The sequence below is a fragment of the Chitinolyticbacter meiyuanensis genome (assembly GCF_008033135.1).
Taxonomy (GTDB): domain Bacteria; phylum Pseudomonadota; class Gammaproteobacteria; order Burkholderiales; family Chitinibacteraceae; genus Chitinolyticbacter; species Chitinolyticbacter meiyuanensis.
Genome location: NZ_CP041335.1, coordinates 2,475,533 through 2,490,934 on the forward strand (window position 1 = coordinate 2,475,533; position 15,402 = coordinate 2,490,934).

General features: G+C 56.3%; 14 protein-coding genes and 1 pseudogene. 6 read left to right on the forward strand and 9 right to left on the reverse strand.

From position 1 onward, the window contains the following. Positions 1-12 precede the first annotated feature (12 nt). Together FLM21_RS11775 and FLM21_RS11780 are read left to right on the forward strand one after the other, a co-directional pair. Complete coding sequence (locus tag FLM21_RS11775; protein WP_148715746.1) at positions 13-1,923, forward strand: type IV pili methyl-accepting chemotaxis transducer N-terminal domain-containing protein; 1,911 nt, start codon at positions 13-15, stop codon at positions 1,921-1,923. A 20-nt stretch (positions 1,924-1,943) separates the two neighbouring features. Next, entirely contained in the window at positions 1,944-2,600 is a 657-nt protein-coding gene (locus FLM21_RS11780) for a response regulator (RefSeq protein WP_148715747.1), read from the forward strand. Positions 2,601-2,793: 193 nt separating this feature from the next. Here the strand turns inward: FLM21_RS11780 and hmpA are convergent, their stop codons facing one another. From hmpA to FLM21_RS11800, 4 genes are all read right to left on the reverse strand, one after another. Further along, positions 2,794-3,999, reverse strand: coding sequence for an NO-inducible flavohemoprotein (gene hmpA / locus FLM21_RS11785; protein ID WP_148715748.1), 1,206 nt, complete (start codon positions 3,997-3,999; stop codon positions 2,794-2,796). A gap of 381 nt (positions 4,000-4,380) precedes the next feature. Continuing rightward, the gene (locus tag FLM21_RS21700; RefSeq protein ID WP_148715749.1) at positions 4,381-4,950 is read right to left on the reverse strand and encodes a peroxiredoxin family protein; all 570 of its coding nucleotides are present in this window, start codon (positions 4,948-4,950) and stop codon (positions 4,381-4,383) included. 64 nt (positions 4,951-5,014) lie between these two features. Continuing rightward, a complete protein-coding gene (locus tag FLM21_RS11795) occupies positions 5,015-5,551 on the reverse strand; it encodes a carboxymuconolactone decarboxylase family protein (protein ID WP_148715750.1) in 537 nt (178 codons plus the stop codon). A gap of 179 nt (positions 5,552-5,730) precedes the next feature. Then, positions 5,731-6,483, reverse strand: a complete 753-nt coding sequence (locus FLM21_RS11800; protein ID WP_148715751.1) for a hypothetical protein — start codon at positions 6,481-6,483, stop codon at positions 5,731-5,733. 96 nt (positions 6,484-6,579) lie between these two features. On the opposite strand from FLM21_RS11800, the gene FLM21_RS11805 reads away from it, so the two are divergent. Then, entirely contained in the window at positions 6,580-7,437 is an 858-nt protein-coding gene (locus tag FLM21_RS11805) for an AraC family transcriptional regulator (RefSeq protein ID WP_148715752.1), read from the forward strand. 111 nt (positions 7,438-7,548) lie between these two features. On the opposite strand, the gene FLM21_RS11810 is transcribed toward FLM21_RS11805, so the two are convergent. After that, positions 7,549-8,241 carry an RES family NAD+ phosphorylase gene (locus FLM21_RS11810; protein WP_187359875.1) on the reverse strand — a complete coding sequence of 231 codons (693 nt, stop codon included), beginning with the start codon at positions 8,239-8,241 and terminating at the stop codon, positions 7,549-7,551. Continuing rightward, positions 8,228-8,605, reverse strand: a complete 378-nt coding sequence (locus FLM21_RS11815) for an antitoxin Xre-like helix-turn-helix domain-containing protein (RefSeq protein WP_148715754.1) — start codon at positions 8,603-8,605, stop codon at positions 8,228-8,230. Before FLM21_RS11815 ends, FLM21_RS11810 begins: the two co-directional genes overlap by 14 nt. A gap of 351 nt (positions 8,606-8,956) precedes the next feature. On the opposite strand from FLM21_RS11815, the pseudogene FLM21_RS11820 reads away from it, so the two are divergent. Further along, positions 8,957-10,061: pseudogene (locus FLM21_RS11820) on the forward strand (IS3 family transposase). A 270-nt stretch (positions 10,062-10,331) separates the two neighbouring features. Here the strand turns inward: FLM21_RS11820 and FLM21_RS11825 are convergent. Next, on the reverse strand, positions 10,332-11,450 hold the full coding sequence (locus FLM21_RS11825; RefSeq protein ID WP_148715755.1) for a type II toxin-antitoxin system HipA family toxin: 1,119 nt from the start codon (positions 11,448-11,450) through the stop codon (positions 10,332-10,334). Between the two features lie 61 nt (positions 11,451-11,511). Beyond that, positions 11,512-12,162: a hypothetical protein gene (locus FLM21_RS11830; RefSeq protein WP_148715756.1), complete on the reverse strand. Its 651-nt coding sequence runs from the start codon at positions 12,160-12,162 to the stop codon at positions 11,512-11,514. Positions 12,163-12,324: 162 nt separating this feature from the next. On the opposite strand from FLM21_RS11830, the gene FLM21_RS11835 reads away from it, so the two are divergent. After that, complete coding sequence (locus FLM21_RS11835) at positions 12,325-12,651, forward strand: helix-turn-helix domain-containing protein (protein ID WP_148715757.1); 327 nt, start codon at positions 12,325-12,327, stop codon at positions 12,649-12,651. Between the two features lie 121 nt (positions 12,652-12,772). On the opposite strand, the gene FLM21_RS11840 is transcribed toward FLM21_RS11835, so the two are convergent. Next, complete coding sequence (locus tag FLM21_RS11840) at positions 12,773-13,345, reverse strand: hypothetical protein (RefSeq protein ID WP_148715758.1); 573 nt, start codon at positions 13,343-13,345, stop codon at positions 12,773-12,775. 57 nt (positions 13,346-13,402) lie between these two features. Here FLM21_RS11840 and FLM21_RS11845 point away from each other — a divergent pair, with 57 nt between their 5' ends. Next, entirely contained in the window at positions 13,403-15,370 is a 1,968-nt protein-coding gene (locus FLM21_RS11845) for an AAA family ATPase (RefSeq protein WP_148715759.1), read from the forward strand. The last annotated feature ends 32 nt before the right edge of the window (positions 15,371-15,402 follow it).

Consider the following 15,402-nt stretch of genomic DNA (forward strand, 5'->3'; position numbering starts at 1 on the left):
AAGGATCCCATCATGGACGAGCGCCCTCTACCAGAGCCAATGACCCGCCACAGGTTGTCGACGCGCATCATCGTCAGTAGCGTGGTTGCATTGTGCGTCGTGCTCGCCATGACCGGCTGGACGCTTTGGCTGTCCTGGCAACTGGAAGGTGCTGGCGCAGCAATCAACGATACCGGCAGCTTGCGTATGAGAGCCAATCAAATCGGCTTGGCTTTACTGCAGCAAGCGAACGACACACGACCGATGAAAATACTGTCGGCGCAGCAGGACACTCTGGATCGTTTGCGGCAAGGTGTGCCTGCACGTCCACTGTTCCTTCCATCTGATGCAGCCATCCGTGCGCAATTCGAACATGTCACAGCGCTCTGGCAGCGCCAACTGAGACCAACCGCAGAACGAGCCCTGCACGGCGAGTCGTATCAAGCCTATCTTGCAGCACTGCCGGAGTTCGTCACCGAAGCTGACCGCCTGGTGCGCATGATCGAGTCGGACAACGCACGTAAAACGGCGCTGCTGCGTTTATCGCAGGCAGTATTGATTGCCATCGCCTGCGTAGGAACGCTGGCGATGATCAGTCTGCTCTATCTCTGGATCATCCTGCCCGTGCAACGCTTGCAAAAAGGCATGGCAGGGATGGCTGCCCAACAGTTCAGCGTTCGATTGCCTGTGGAGTCGCGTGACGAGCTGGGGGTTGTCGCCGCGGGTTTCAATCGAATGGCGGAAGAGCTGGAGGCGGTTTATCGCGATCTGGAAGCGCGCGTACAACTTAAAACAGCGTTGCTGGAGTCACAGAATCTCGAACTAGGCGCACTCTACGACGCCGCGGCCTTTTTGAATCAACCCGGTGAAATCGAAGAGATCTGTCGTGGCTTCCTGGCCAGAGTTCGTCAGCACTTCGGGGCCGACGGCGGCAGTATTCGCGCGATGGATCCGGAAGGCGAGAAGTTGCTGATGGTGGTGGCCGATGGCCTCTCCACAGAGCTCGAAGAGCAAGAACATTGCATGAAGGTGGACGACTGTTTTTGTGGTCAGGCCACGCGGGATGGCATCGTGCTGGTACGTGATTTTCGTCAGCTCCCGCTGCCGAATTCCTATGAATGCAGCAAGGCTGGATTTGCCAGCTTGGCGGTGTTCCGCATCCTCTCACGTGACGAGGTTCTGGGTTCGTTCTCACTCCATTTCGTCAGGCCACATGTACTGAGCGCCGCAGAGACTCAGTTGCTGGAAACACTGGGACGCCATCTGGGAGTTGCACTCGAAAACCGGAGGCTCGCCGCGAAAGCGCGACAACTCGCTGTAGCCCAAGAGCGCAATCTGGTTGCCCAAGGATTGCATGACAGCATCGCGCAGGGACTTAATTTCCTGAACCTGCAGGTGCAATTGCTCGAGGATGCGGCGCTGCGCGGTGCGGTGGAGGACATCCGCGAGATCGCGCCCTTGCTGCGTACCGGAGTGACCGAAAGTTATCAGGACGTGCGCGAGCTGCTGTCCAATTTTCGCGACAAGCTGGAACAGGGCGAACTGATGCGTGGCATCCGTGATACCACGGCCCGCTTTGAGCGGCAGACCGGCATCCCGGTCGCCCTATCGCTGAGCGACGATGGCGCACCGCTGCCTCCGGAACAGCAACTGCAGGTGTTGTTCATTCTGCAGGAGGCGTTATCCAACGTACGCAAGCACGCGATGGCGAGCAATGTGACCGTATCTGTGCGCAACCAGCGCGATTTCGAGCTGGCGATTCAGGATGACGGCTGTGGCTACGATCCAGTCGAAGTGGCCGAGCGTAGCGAGCAGCATGTGGGGCTTGTCATCATGCAAGAGCGCGCCGCACGCATCGGCGCGGCGCTCAGCCTCGACAGCCGGCCCGGCGCCGGTGTGCAATTGCGCCTGCAGCTGGACGCAGCGCGTCGGCAAGCTGCCTGATACTTGCGAAGGATGAAACCATGACCGTGCGCGTGCTGTTGATTGATGACCATACGCTGTTCCGCTCCGGCGTACGGCAGCTGCTGCAGCGGCAGGATGACGTAGACGTGGTGGCCGAGGCAGCCGATGGCGTGGAAGGTTTGAAGCGTGCCAAGGCCTGCAATCCCGATGTGATCCTGCTGGATCTCAACATGCCGGGCCTGTCCGGACTCGATACGTTGCAACTTTTGGGGCAGGAAGTGCCCGAATCCAGGGTGGTGATGCTCACTGTTTCCGAAGAGGCGGACGAACTCGCCGAGGCGCTGCATCGCGGGGCCATGGGCTACCTCGTAAAGAACATCGACGTCGCCGCACTGGTGGCCGCTGTGCACAAGGCCGCGCGCGGCGAACCGGTGATCGCGGACTGCATGACCACCAAGCTCGTCGCCCGCTTTCGCGAGCAGGCCCCGCAGCCTGCCGCCGCCCCGACCGATCGGGACCGTCTGACACCGCGCGAGCGTGAAATCGCCGCCTGCCTTGCTCGCGGCGAGAGCAATAAGGAAATCGCCCGCAGCCTGGATGTATCGGAGAGCACGGTGAAGATCCACGTGCAGAACATTCTGAAGAAACTCAACCTTAGCAGCCGTGTGCAAGTGGCCGTATATGCGGTCGAGCATGGACTTGTAGATCCCGGTTAAGCCGGATAAAGACGAAAAAAAAGAAACGCATGGCCGCGACTGCATTGATCCGTCTTTGACAATAGACGTGAGATTTATGGACTGATGCAGCTAGCTGCTGTAACGCCAAGCAAGTTGACATGGGTGCAGTCGACCAGGGCGCTGGTCAGTAGCGCCCTCCCTCCCAAGAAAATTCAGCCAGCTGGAACTGCCATCAGTCAAGGTAATTCAGTAGCTCAGGGCCAAAAACTTCGCGATGCAATCGCGCCGCCGGTACGCCAGCCTCCAATAATGCGCGCCATTGCTCCTGCATGAACTTGACCGGGCCGCAAAGATAAACACTTGCTTGGTCAAGCGGCCAAACTGGGAGCCTGGAAACCAGCATACGGCCAGCACATATCGATGGATCAGTGTGGTCTGCTTCCGCCAGGTCTTTATAGAATGTTAATGTTTGTAAATTCGGCATACGCTTTCTTGCTAGGTCAAGGTCACTGCGATGTGCATGCCATGCGAGACTCTTTACAGCATGAGCAAATATAACCTCACGCACAGGATTTACTTGAGCAATGCGGTTCACTACCGAAATCATGGGCGTAATACCAACGCCGGCCGATAGTAGAACGATAGGGTTGGTTGATTCGGTATCCGGCGTAAAATCGCCGAACGGATGCGTCACCTTTATGAGGCTCCCCAATTGGATATGTTTGTGCAACCAGTTCGAGACTCGGCCAGCCGGTTTGTTATCGGTACTCTGTTCGCGTTTGACCGAGATTTGCAAATATTGTGGATGCGGTGCATCCGACAAACTGTATTGGCGCAGTTGGGTCGCTCCATCCTCAAACTTGACAGCGACGCTCAAATATTGGCCGGGCTTAAATGCAGAAATTGCTTGACCATCCACGGCTTCCAGAACAAATGCCTTAATGTCTTCGCTCTCAACACGAATTTTGGTGACGCGCATGTCTCTCAGTTCACCCGGCACTGTTTGGGTTTGCCGGTACAACGCGTTCTCAATGTTGATGAGTGCGGTAGCCAACTCCGCATAGGCCTCATCCCATGCAGCAATAATAGCGGGTGTCGCTGCCTCCCCTAGCACTTCCTGGATCGCGCCAAGCAAGTAGTGCCCAACGATGGGATAATGCTCTGCCTTGATACCAACCGAAGCATGCTTGTGTGCAATCCGTCTTATCACCGGATCAAGTGCTGCTGCGTTCTCGATATTGGTGGCATATGCAAAGACAGCCGAGGCCAACGATTGCTGTTGAGCCCCATTGGCCTGGTTGCCCATGTTAAAAAGATTGCTGAACTCTGGATGCGCAGCAAACATATTGCGGTAGAAGGTACGGGTGATTGCCAAGCCATACTCACGCAGCACAGGCACACTGGCATCAATATAAGACCGCGCTTTTCTCGAAATCATTCCCACTCCAAATGAAAGTTCCAATAGGGAAAAACATCTACTGGCAGACCAGCCATTTATCAAATATCCACCCATCAAACAGCGACGCAATTTCAACAAAAAGACGACCCTGCCATATCTCGTGCTAGCCGTGACCGCCTATATCCCTTTTAACAAACAAGCCATTCGAATAGCCGCGTCCGTCTTGTGCAAGCTTGCCTGGCTGCCGTGTATGGCGAAGCCGATGCCGCCCAGGAGGTCGCCCAAGAGCCAGCACAGGTGCCGCTCGTTAAGGCATCTGTTTTGCATTTGCAAATCAAAATGGGTGGAGGTGCGCTACGGTGCTCAGTGCATCAAAGTGCTGCAGATTAATGGCGAGTTGTTGTGTTTACATCGCGTTTTTTATCTTGAGCATCCCTCTTGGGTGCAATTTCCAACGACAATATCTGGCATGACTTGCCCATTCATGCGCAAGTTGCTGTTGTCGTGATCTGCCTCTGCGAGGAGCTGTCCTATCAGCCCACCTAAATTGAGATCGTCTACGCGGCCAAATTGGTGCATGCGAACGAAGCCGTGTTGATCCAAGACAATGTGGCTAGGCGTGCCTCGCAATCCGTAAGCAGTCATCGTGCGCGGCACGTCGCCGTCAGGCGAGGCCTGATCAACCCCTATGGGAAAACTCCAACGAAACTCCCGGATAAATGCATGTAACGCGTCTACATTCATCGCCGAATGATGTTCGAATACTGTGTGTAGCCCAACGACAGCAACGTCTTGATCGGAAAAAGTCTGATGTACTCGCTCTGCTTGAGGAAGGGCATGCATCACGCATCCAGGACAAAGCATCTGAAACGTGTGAAGCAAGACCACCTTGCCTCGCAGTGACTCGAGCGTAATAGAGCGAGGTGTATTTACCCATGTGCTGACCTGCCACTCTGGTAGTCGCACGTAGTGATTAAGCGGTAGGTTCATAATGTTTTCTCTGTGCCACGCCGGATGGCTTTGCCACCCGGCGTGATATACAAGGCTAAACTACTTAACGCAGTTTCACTGCCGGAAAATCGACCGGCACAGCGAATGCTACATTCACATAGTTTGTGAAAAGATTCAGTGCCACATGAGCCAGGATTTCAACGATCTCTTCATCGTTGAAGCCGGCCGAACGCACAGCCTCTACGTCGTCCTCGTCCACTTGGCCACGTGCTTCCACGAGTTGCAGCGCAAAGCGCAATGCGGCAGCGGTCTTGGGATCAGCCGAACTTCCACCCTGCGCAGCTGACATTTCCTCCGCGCTGGCACCAGCCTTGCGCCCTAAGGCTGTGTGGGCTGCCAAGCAGTACTCGCAAGCATTCCGATTCGCGACGGCGACGGCAATTTGTTCGCCGAGTTTGGGCGAGATTACGCCGGCACCCAAGGCGCCGAAGGCACCCCACATGCTGCGTAGCGCAGCAGGCGAATTGGCCACGACTTTGAACATGTTTGGTGTAACGCCGAATGCACCATGAATATTTGCCAAAAGGGATTGGCGATCGGAAGTGGTGTTATTGGGATCAATAATGGCGACATAAGACATGGAACAACTCCTACTGTGGTTGATCAAAGGTTTGATAAAAAACGATTTGTATCAAGTCGGGTCTTTCAGTTTTTTGGCAGGATTCTGTCGACGGCAATATGTTGCGTCGCCATGGCCGAGGGGTAGCAGCCATTCGACATTTCTTTCAATGCGCTAAACAGGCTGCCTGTGACGGAGCGTCATTGATTGACCTTGCCCGGCAAACTCAGAGTGCCCGAAGCAATCTTGAAAACATTGGCGACGCACAGGAGCGGGTTGTGCACGCTTGCATTCACGCGCAATGCAGCGGTAACCCCGTCAAAGCCACCTGCTTCGACAACACCAATGTCATCGAAAGGGACACGTACTTCGAGCGTTTCATTCTTGAAAGTAGGGCTCCATCCCGGACTATCGATCAGGATGGGTAGCCCCGGCCACGTCTTGGGCAGGTGCGGCTTTGCGCCTTCAGGGATGTCCACCACTTTCAACGCGCCTTTCCCGCAGGCGTCATCAGCTTGCAGAACGACCCAATGCGAGTGCCAAACGTCGCCGTCGTTGGCCGGGTCACCATCGCCGTTCTCATCAAACAATGGGGTATCGTCGAAATCAGGATGTGAAGTGACTGCGAAAGCCAGGATGCCGGCTTTCCGTTCGAAGCCTACAACTGCCGGATCCAAGTTGGTCGGCCAGACATATGAGAACACCGAACTGCCGGCCAGCTTGCCCGATTTCGCCGGGCGGGTAGCGCCCGCCTTGCCGGAAACCGCCATATGAAATGTCGCAATCCGGCCCTTCGTGCTGATGCGGGTGTGCACGATATCGAAGGGGGCCTTGACTGCTTTGCTGGCTGTTGTGACAACGCCACCATGGTGTTCAGTGCCGTGCGCTGATGCGCCGCCGACGATGGTGCTCAACAACGAAGCGAGAAAAAGCCTTGATTTGAACGACTGCATGATGGACCTCTATGGTGTGGTTGGTGTGACGCCAGTGTCAGTGAAAAACCTGTACCATTGGAGTCAACCAATACAGAAAACACACCATTTCGTTCAATGCAGACCCCACCTCCCCTTGACCGCCTCTCGGGCCTCCTCGAACGCTTTCGAGTGCAGGCCCAGTTGCACCACACCGGAGCCCTATGCGGGCAGACTCATTTCGACGCCCGCGAAGGGTACGGCTACTTGCATCTGCTACGCAGAGGCCAGTTAGAAGTGAGCCACCCTAGTGCCAGAGACGTTCCTAAGTCCATGCGCTTCGATGAACCAACGCTGCTACTGTATCCGTGTCCTTTCACACACCATTTTCACAATCCTCCAGTGGAGGGCGCGGATTTTACGTGCGCACGATTGGCGTTCGATGGCGGCGCGCACAATCCCCTCGCGCGCGCGTTGCCTGCATTTATCGCGCTGCCACTTGCGCAAGTGCCTGGCCTTCACTCCGCGCTGGAATTGCTGTTCGCTGAAACCGATCACATCCGCTGCGGCCAACGCTTGCTAGCAGACCGGCTATTTGAGGTAGTTGTCCTGAAGCTGCTCCGCTGGCTGTTGGATCACCCGCAAGAGGCAGGTATACAACCTGGACTTATAACCGGCCTTTCGGACGCCCGCATGGCGCGGGCATTGGTGGCCATGCATGAAGCCCCGGGGGAGCCTTGGACGCTAGAACGCATGGCCAAATGCGCCGGCATGTCGCGCACGGCGTTTGCCAATACCTTTCGCGAGGTAGTGGGACAGACACCGGCAGATTATTTGAGCAGCTGGCGCATTGCGCTGGCGCAAAGCCGGCTGCGCGAAGGGCGCCCCATAAAAATGCTGGCCGAAGAACTCGGATACGCGAACGCGTCAGCCCTTTCGCGTGCGTTCGCAGCCAAAATCGGAATGTCTCCCCGCGCTTGGCTCGCGATGATCTAGCGCCTGAAAGAAGCACTCGGCTATTTGGAGAAACATCACTGAATGGAAACCCGGCGATTGCCGGGTTTTTTACAGCTGCGCTCGATCTCTCTGATCCAGACACATCCGCAGTCACATTTCCAGAACGATGCGATTGCCGTCCCCATGCACAGACGTCCACACCACTTGGCCCAGCCCAACGAACACGTCCCACTCTATCATCGCCAGTGGTGCAGTACAGGCGATGGCAGACCAGTGCATCACGGCCATCGCTGGCCGATGGTGGGCGTCACGCACAGACGCGTAGCGGATCAACGGGATGCCCGCAGCTCTTGCTGCAGATCCCATCTCTTGGCACGGCGCATAGTTGCTTGGATGCATCCATTTGGCGGCATCCGCGTCGTACGGGGTGGCAAGCAGGTCGACGGTGTCGCCCTTGACCACAAACTCGAAGAGGCAGCGGCGAAGGCTGGTGACCTCGTTCTCCAGTCCGGCTGATTTCAACCAAAACCCGTGGTAAAGCCAGTGGCTGGCCTCTGCAATACTGGCTTCAGCATGTTCGGCTGCGTACATGGCTCCCATCGCCCCCTGTCGCACAAACCGTGAGCCACCAGGCGTGCGTTCAGCGTATCGGTACGGTGTGCTCAGCAATGGGTGCAGATGCGCAGCCCCCGCAGTGATCGGGGGTTTCGCGCTTTCAAGCAGCTGCTCCAGGACATCAAGCTCGTTAATGCTGTTGACCAATGCGGCCACATACGACTTGGTCTGGCCTTCACACGCACGCCAGAGATGACGATCGTCGACGTGCGCGTTAGAAACGACCACGGAACGAATCCAGATATTCCACTACGCGGTACGGGCCGCCGCCCCCCTCCAGCATAACGTCGCGCGGGGCCTTGCCGAAGTCGGTGTTGTGGGACGAGAACCACTTCAGCATCAACGCTTCGTTGCCATCCAGAAGCCCGCCGAGACTGCGATAGATCCGGATGACCGCAGTAGCGGCATCCCACTCCCCAGCATTTGCACGAAGCAGGGCCTCGCCGCTGTTCATGCGAGAAACCCGTGACGGATCAACACGAATGGCAGCGGCCAGCTGAGCGTTGTTCAGGCCAAGCCTGGTTGCAACACGTAGCAGCGCGTTCGTGAGTACGGCGGCAGCTTCTGGAGCCTGCTTCACGACGGCAGTCATTTTGTCCTCAATGTAGGATCCGAACATGCTGAACCTTATCACAAGGTGATGCACGTGCATCGTTTTTAACACTTTATTGCCGATGCACGCACTTGGCGATGCACGTCGGGGCTCCGCTCGTCCGAACGTATCCTGTGTTTCGAGAGGAACATCCAAGCAGAAACAGATCGCGCCGGGCATGAGATGAGATGGTGTGCCACCTACAGTGCAGCACCGACATCACCCCATCTTGAATAGCATTTCGCTTTAGAGTCCTGCTCCCGATATTACCGATTTTTTCGTCGCTAGTCGGTGACCTTCCCCCACCCAGCTATACCAAGAATTAGTTAGCATGATGGCCAAGGAGCCCGCATGCGCAAGTCCCGTTTTACCGATGAACAGATCATCGCCATCCTCAAAGAGACCGAAGCAGGTCTGCCAGCTGTCGAGCTGTGCCGCAAACACGGCATCTCGGATGCCACTTTCTACAAGTGGCGCGCCAAATTCGGCGGCATGGACGTCCCCGAAGCACGGCTCCTCAAACAACTTGAAGACGAGAACAATCGCCTCAAGCGGCTGGTCGCTGACCAAGCCCTCGACATCCAGATGCTCAAGGAAGTGCTGGCAAAAAACTGAGCCGGCCCGCTCAACGCCGTACTGTTGCACGCCAGTTGATGCTGGCGCACGGCATCTCGGAACGGCGGGCCTGTGCATTGGTCCAGATCGCGCGCAATACCCTGCGCCATCAGCCACCGCCTGACCCCAATGCCAGGTTGCGGCAACGCTTGCGTGAGCTGGCTGCACAACGGCGGCGCTTTGGTGCGCCGCGGCTGCATGTGCTGCTGCAGCGGGAAGGCTGGCGTATCAACCACAAGCGGGTGGAGCGGCTTTACCGTGAAGAAGGCTTGTCGTTGCGTTTACGTCATCGCAAGAAACGCCCCAGTCACTTGCGCGTGGTGTTGCCGCTGGCAGCCGGACCTGATCAGCGCTGGGCGATGGATTTTGTGGCAGACAGTTTGTGGAATGGCCGACGTATTCGCCTGCTGGCGATCATCGACACCTGGCATCGTGAGGCCGTCTGGATCGAAGTGGATCACTCGCTCTCTGGTGTCAGAGTGGCACGGGTACTGGAGCAACTGCGCCTGGGTGGCCGCTTGCCCGCGCTGATTCAGGTCGACAATGGTCCGGAGTTCACCAGTCGGGCACTGGATGAATGGGCGTATCGCCATGGGGTGAAGCTGCAATTCATCCGGCCCGGCAAACCGGTGGAAATGCCTTCATCGAAAGCTTCAACGGCCGGCTACGCGAGGAGTGTCTGAATCAGTCGGTGTTTCACAACCTGGCCCAAGCCCGAACCATGATCGAATCTTGGCGACAGGGCTACAATCACGTCCGGCCGCATAGTGCCCTGCAGTACCAGACCCCGATGCAGTATCGGGAAACCCATCAACCCCAACATGAGCAAATCGCTAACTAATTAGTGGTTCACTCCGTGGGGGAAGGTCACTCAAACGCCAGCTTTGGCTGAGAGCGGATGTGATGGCAAACGGATAGGGACCGAGGGGGTCGCACCTGGGCTCGTCCGTCGCAGCTGCATTTAAAGAGCCCCTCTTTAGTTCGACTCAACTGTTCAAGATTGGGCAAATCCTTTGATGGAAATATGCTGATGAGTAGATGGCTAAGACTTCCTGAGTATTTCGTATCGGTTTGCCGGACAACGTCATCCGCCTGCCAAGGTTCCACCGCCTCAATGCCGCCCTACTGCAGCGGAGATTTGATGCGCGATTTCTTGCACTTCTTCAATAGAAACAAGGAAATAGCGAGCTGCGCTGATGGCATTCTGCAAGGAAGAAGCTCTTCCCTGGGGCCCGACTCCGATCGCGTGCAACTGGTTTTGCGGCTGGGGGACCACGTCAAACACCGGCGACAGCCCAAAACCTCCGGCAAAGTGATACGTAAATCCGTGGTTCCGCAGATGGTCGTCGGTGTTGCCGATCGCCACGTTCAGCACCATGCGCCGGAATAGCTCGCGGCAGTCCGCTTCAGGACTAGTGGAGACCTGCTTGATGATGTCGGCAATTCCCACATAGCTGTAGCGACCGTACACGTCTTCCTCACGAACCCGATGCATCCCAAGTAGGGTGTGCGCGCTAAGATAGTGCTGCGGTGTGCCGTCTGCATCCCGGTCGAAGCGTTCAACGAGCAACACCGGCTGCCCTTGAATCTCGACGAGTTCGGTCTCCGGCACCTGGATGCCGATCTGCCTGGCGATGGCTAGGCTGGCGTGCTCTGCGCGCACTTCATCGTGTGCATCCCCGCAGCTTCCGAACTTGGCGAGCCATTCACGACCGCGGTGCATCATGATGGTTTTGGGTCGTGCGCCACCCATGCCGAGACCACCGCGGAGAAGTTGCATCGCGGCCGGTTTCGAGAACGGTGAGCCGGCATCGATCTCAGTAATCACTTCAGCGATATCGGCCAGGTCGTCAAAGCTAGCCACGGGATGGCGCTCCAGCACGCGATCGCTGGCCCCGGAAAACCTCAGCGCCCCCACGCCGCTACCTCGCACAGCCAGCAGCCACTCGATTTCATTCCGCGGCGCATGCCGGTGCATCGCGGCATAGACACGCTTACCCCAGCGCTCCGGCGCCGCATCCATGAAGGCGCCGAACAGATAAGGCGAACGGATGGGCGCCCGCGACAACGGCAGATGCAGGGGATCAAGCGGAAAGGCATCGGGCTCGTCCAGCCAGGTGTCGGCGTAGTCGAACTGGAAGTACCCGTCCCGTTGCTGCACCACGCCGGCGAGTTTGGGACCTTCGGCTTGCGCCACGAATACGTAGGCACGCTGCTGCAATGCAGTCATGAGTTATCCAGTGACCGGAAGCTTCACGAGAAGGCACCCGATCAGGATGGGCCGAACTCGCCTATTGGAAATGGAACGGCGCACGTTGCCGTTCCAGTGTGCCTTCACTCAGCTTATCGAACACCATGAACCAGCGACGGGCAGATTCGAACTCCATCCGCACGAAGAGCTCAGGCCGCATCAGGTCATCCAGCTCCAGCACCAGGCCGGTATTGCGCCAGGCCTGAGCGCCCGACATCGCACTCTGAGCATAGGCAAAGGACTGGTGCATCGGGTCGATGCTGGCCGTTTCATACGAGGTGTGGCCGGGCTTCTCGGCACGATAGCGCCGGATCTTGTCGATGCTGAACTGATAGCGCGCCTTCTTCTTCCGGTTTCCACCCGGTGGCAGGGTATGCACGGTGATCAGGCGATTGGCGACATCGACCGCGATCGCACTGACGTTGGTGTAGTGGTAGTAGTCGGTAGTCGGCGTCACGATCTCTGACGCCAGCTCATTGGACATCGAGCGCGCCTTGCTGCGGATGAAGCGGACGAACAGCAGAACGCAGAGTAGTGGGATGGCGCATCCGATCCAGAACAAGGGCCAGCTGCCGTTCTGAGTCAGACCAAAGCTCATCACCACCCCGAGAATAAGCCCACTGATCGACCAGACCGGCAGGAAGAGCAGCACCATCACGAGATAGGACTTACGGGTTTGCAGAAACTCCACTTTCGGACTCCTCGTTGTTTGCGGCCAGACCTGGCCTATGCGCGTATGACCACGCGCCCATAAGCGCGCATGTCAACTGAATAGGTGCAAAAACTAAGGAATCCTTAGTGTTGGGTCAAGCACAAACTCAGAATCTCTTAGCTTTCTTCGGGAAGCTGAGTGATGTCGGACACAAGTCCATTTGGCAAGCGGATGAAGACGTTGCGGAAAGCGGCCAAGCTCAGCCAGGAGCGGCTGGGCGTGCTGGCCGGGGTGGACGAATTCTCAGCCAGCGCCCGGATCAACCAGTACGAGCGTAGTAAACATGAGCCCGACTTCCAGATGGCAACTCACTTGGCAGCTGCTCTGAACGCGCCTGTTTCCTACCTCTACGAGCCGGACGACGAGCTCGCCGATTTGATTCTTATGCTTCATCGACTTGATCGAGATACCCGGCAGCAGTTGATCAATGGGCTGAGTAGCAGGTTACCGCCCGTGGATGGCACCTAGCGTTCACCTGTCGACTTGGAAGAGCCGATGAAGTGGGCCGGCAATAAGCTGGGCTGACGTCAAGGGGCTTGGTGTTATTGGCCACAGCGCTGGGACATAAGGTCAGCTGACTCAATTTTCGTCATCTGACGGTGCGCGAGATTCCGTTGCCGCTGCCACTCAGGTAAGCTCCGCCCAGACACAGCGGGTCAGTAGCGATGTTGTCGGCAGCGTCGAAAATGTCCTGAACGATGTGGTCAATGCAGCGGTAAGTCCGGAACCGGTCCAGCCCATCTTTGCTCCTGTTGCAGGGTCTCCAATTCTTCGACTCGACAGGGAGTTGAGGGAACGGCTGTTGACCACGGACAAGGAGGTCGCTCAGCTGAACAACCACCGCATGTTCCTGGCACTCTCCGATCGCCTGTTCCAGTTGGAGCGGGTTTTTTTTACGTGGCCACATTCGACACAGGTTGCTTGGGCCGGGCGGCGCATCGTATTTCTGTTCGGGTTGGCCAACTCGCCTCAAAATCTTTACTACGATATAGAACTTCGTGGTGCTAGGAATGCGGGAGCTGCGGGCGGCTGTCCGTTGATAACCACGACGATAGTTACGAAGAACAGGATCTTCATTCCTATCCCTCCAGAGCTCATGAACTGCTTCAAGGTTGCAGATGATCCCATCGAGTTTTACGTACGCTTCGATTTGCTCGGTCACAAGTAGCCGTCACAATAGTTTCGGCCATGCAAGAGATTCTCGCTAGGGGCAGGATAATTGAAACTCGTTAAAGTGCATGTCACTAATTTTCGTTCGGTTGAAGACAGCGGTGAATTTGATGCAGGCCAGGTGGTCTGCTTGGTCGGCAAGAATGAAGCGGGCAAAAGTGCACTTTTAAGCGCACTTGCAGCTTTAAATCCACACCCATTAACACCAGCAACGTTCGAGAAAGAACGGGACTATCCGAGACGACGCCTCGCTTCATACAAGGAGCGCCACAACGAAAGCGAAGCCTTGGCTGTCGCAACGGAGTGGACTTTAAGCGACGATGAAGTGGCGGAGGTGAGTGAGTTCTTGGGCGTGGATGCATTGACGAGTCCAAATTTCAAAGTGACGCGTAAGTATGGCGGCGATTTGCAGTTCGAACATACCATCAACTTTGGTGTTGTCTTCGATCACTTGTTTTCGACATTCGCACTCAGCGGTGAAGAAATTGCTGCTTTGGTTGAGGCAAGAACTACAAATGAGTTAATCACGGCGTTAAAAAAACTTGAGGAACCGACGGATGCTCAGAAAAGGCTGAAAACCCATCTTGAGGAGAAAGGCACTGCAACGCAGCAACTGAATTCCTATCTCGAGGCGCGACTGCCGAAATTCATGTACGTGGCAGCTTATGACCGAATGGACGGCACTGTTCAATTTAACCAAATTCAGCAGTTAAGAAGTCAAGGCCTGCTGAACCGAGACGAGCATCGCGGCAAAAAGCTGTTTTTGGAGTTCCTCGAATATGCTGGCATCTCGCTCGACGAGTTGCTAAGCCAAAATACATACGAAACATATAACGCGGTGCTCCAAGCCGCCTCGAACAAGATCACCGATCAAATTCTCGAGTATTGGACGCAAAACCCAGATCTCTTGGTGGAGGTGCGAGTCGCGGCAGGTATGCCAGGTGATCCCGCCCCATTCAATGAAGGCTCCATTGCTCGTGCGCGCATCTTCAATTCGCTACACCGTGTTGACACTCCTTTCTCCGAACGCAGCGCCGGGTTTGTTTGGTTTTTCTCGTTCCTGGTGAAGTTTGCCCAAGTCAAAAACGAGCCGAACCCGGTCATCCTTCTGCTTGACGAGCCGGGGCTCACATTGCACGGCAAGGCACAAGGGGATCTGCTTCGGTTCTTTAAGGAAAAGCTTGCTCCCCATCACCAAATTATCTATTCCACTCACTCACCCTTTATGGTGCCAGCGGACGACCTGGCCTCCATCCGCGTCGTGCAAGACATCATCGAAATAAAGAATGGCAGGCGTACCCCCCTGGGGACCAAAGTTCGCGAGGATGTGCTGACGCAAGATCCCGACACCTTGTTCCCACTACAAGCCGCGCTCGGGTACGACCTAACGCAGTCCCTTTTTGTCGGGGAGAATACGCTTCTGGTGGAAGGGCCAGGCGACATCCTTTACATTCAAGCGCTGAGCGACGCGCTCCGCCGGCGAAACCGGGCAACCTTGGACCCTCGTTGGGTGATATGTCCGGCTGGTGGTATCGACAAAATTCACTCTTTTGCGAAGCTCTTTGCGGGAAACGCTCTCAACATTGCAGTGTTGTCCGATCAAGCTGCCGGTGATAAACGAAAGATTGAAGATCTGCGAAAGTCACAAATCCTGAAGGCAGGACAGTTCCATACGGTTGCCGAGCTGCTCGATCGGCCAGAGGCGGATATCGAGGACTTGTTTGCGCCTGGGCTTTTCGCCGAGATCTTGAACCACACCTATTCGCTGCCGGCGGAACATACGCTATCGACAACGAAATTGGATGCGGCGGATGAAACCACTTCGCGGCTGATCAAAAAGGCAGAGGCCTACTTCAAGCTATTGCCTGAAACCATTGAGATGCTCGATCACTTTGCGCCAGCGGCGTGGCTGGTACGAAATGGTGAGATGCTCGATGCGACCACGCCCGAAGTAAACGAAACACTGGACCGGGCAGAGTTGGTGGTTAGAACCTTCAATGCCCTGCTTGAGCGCTGACTGACGACTGCACCAAGCTCATCGGGACGCTG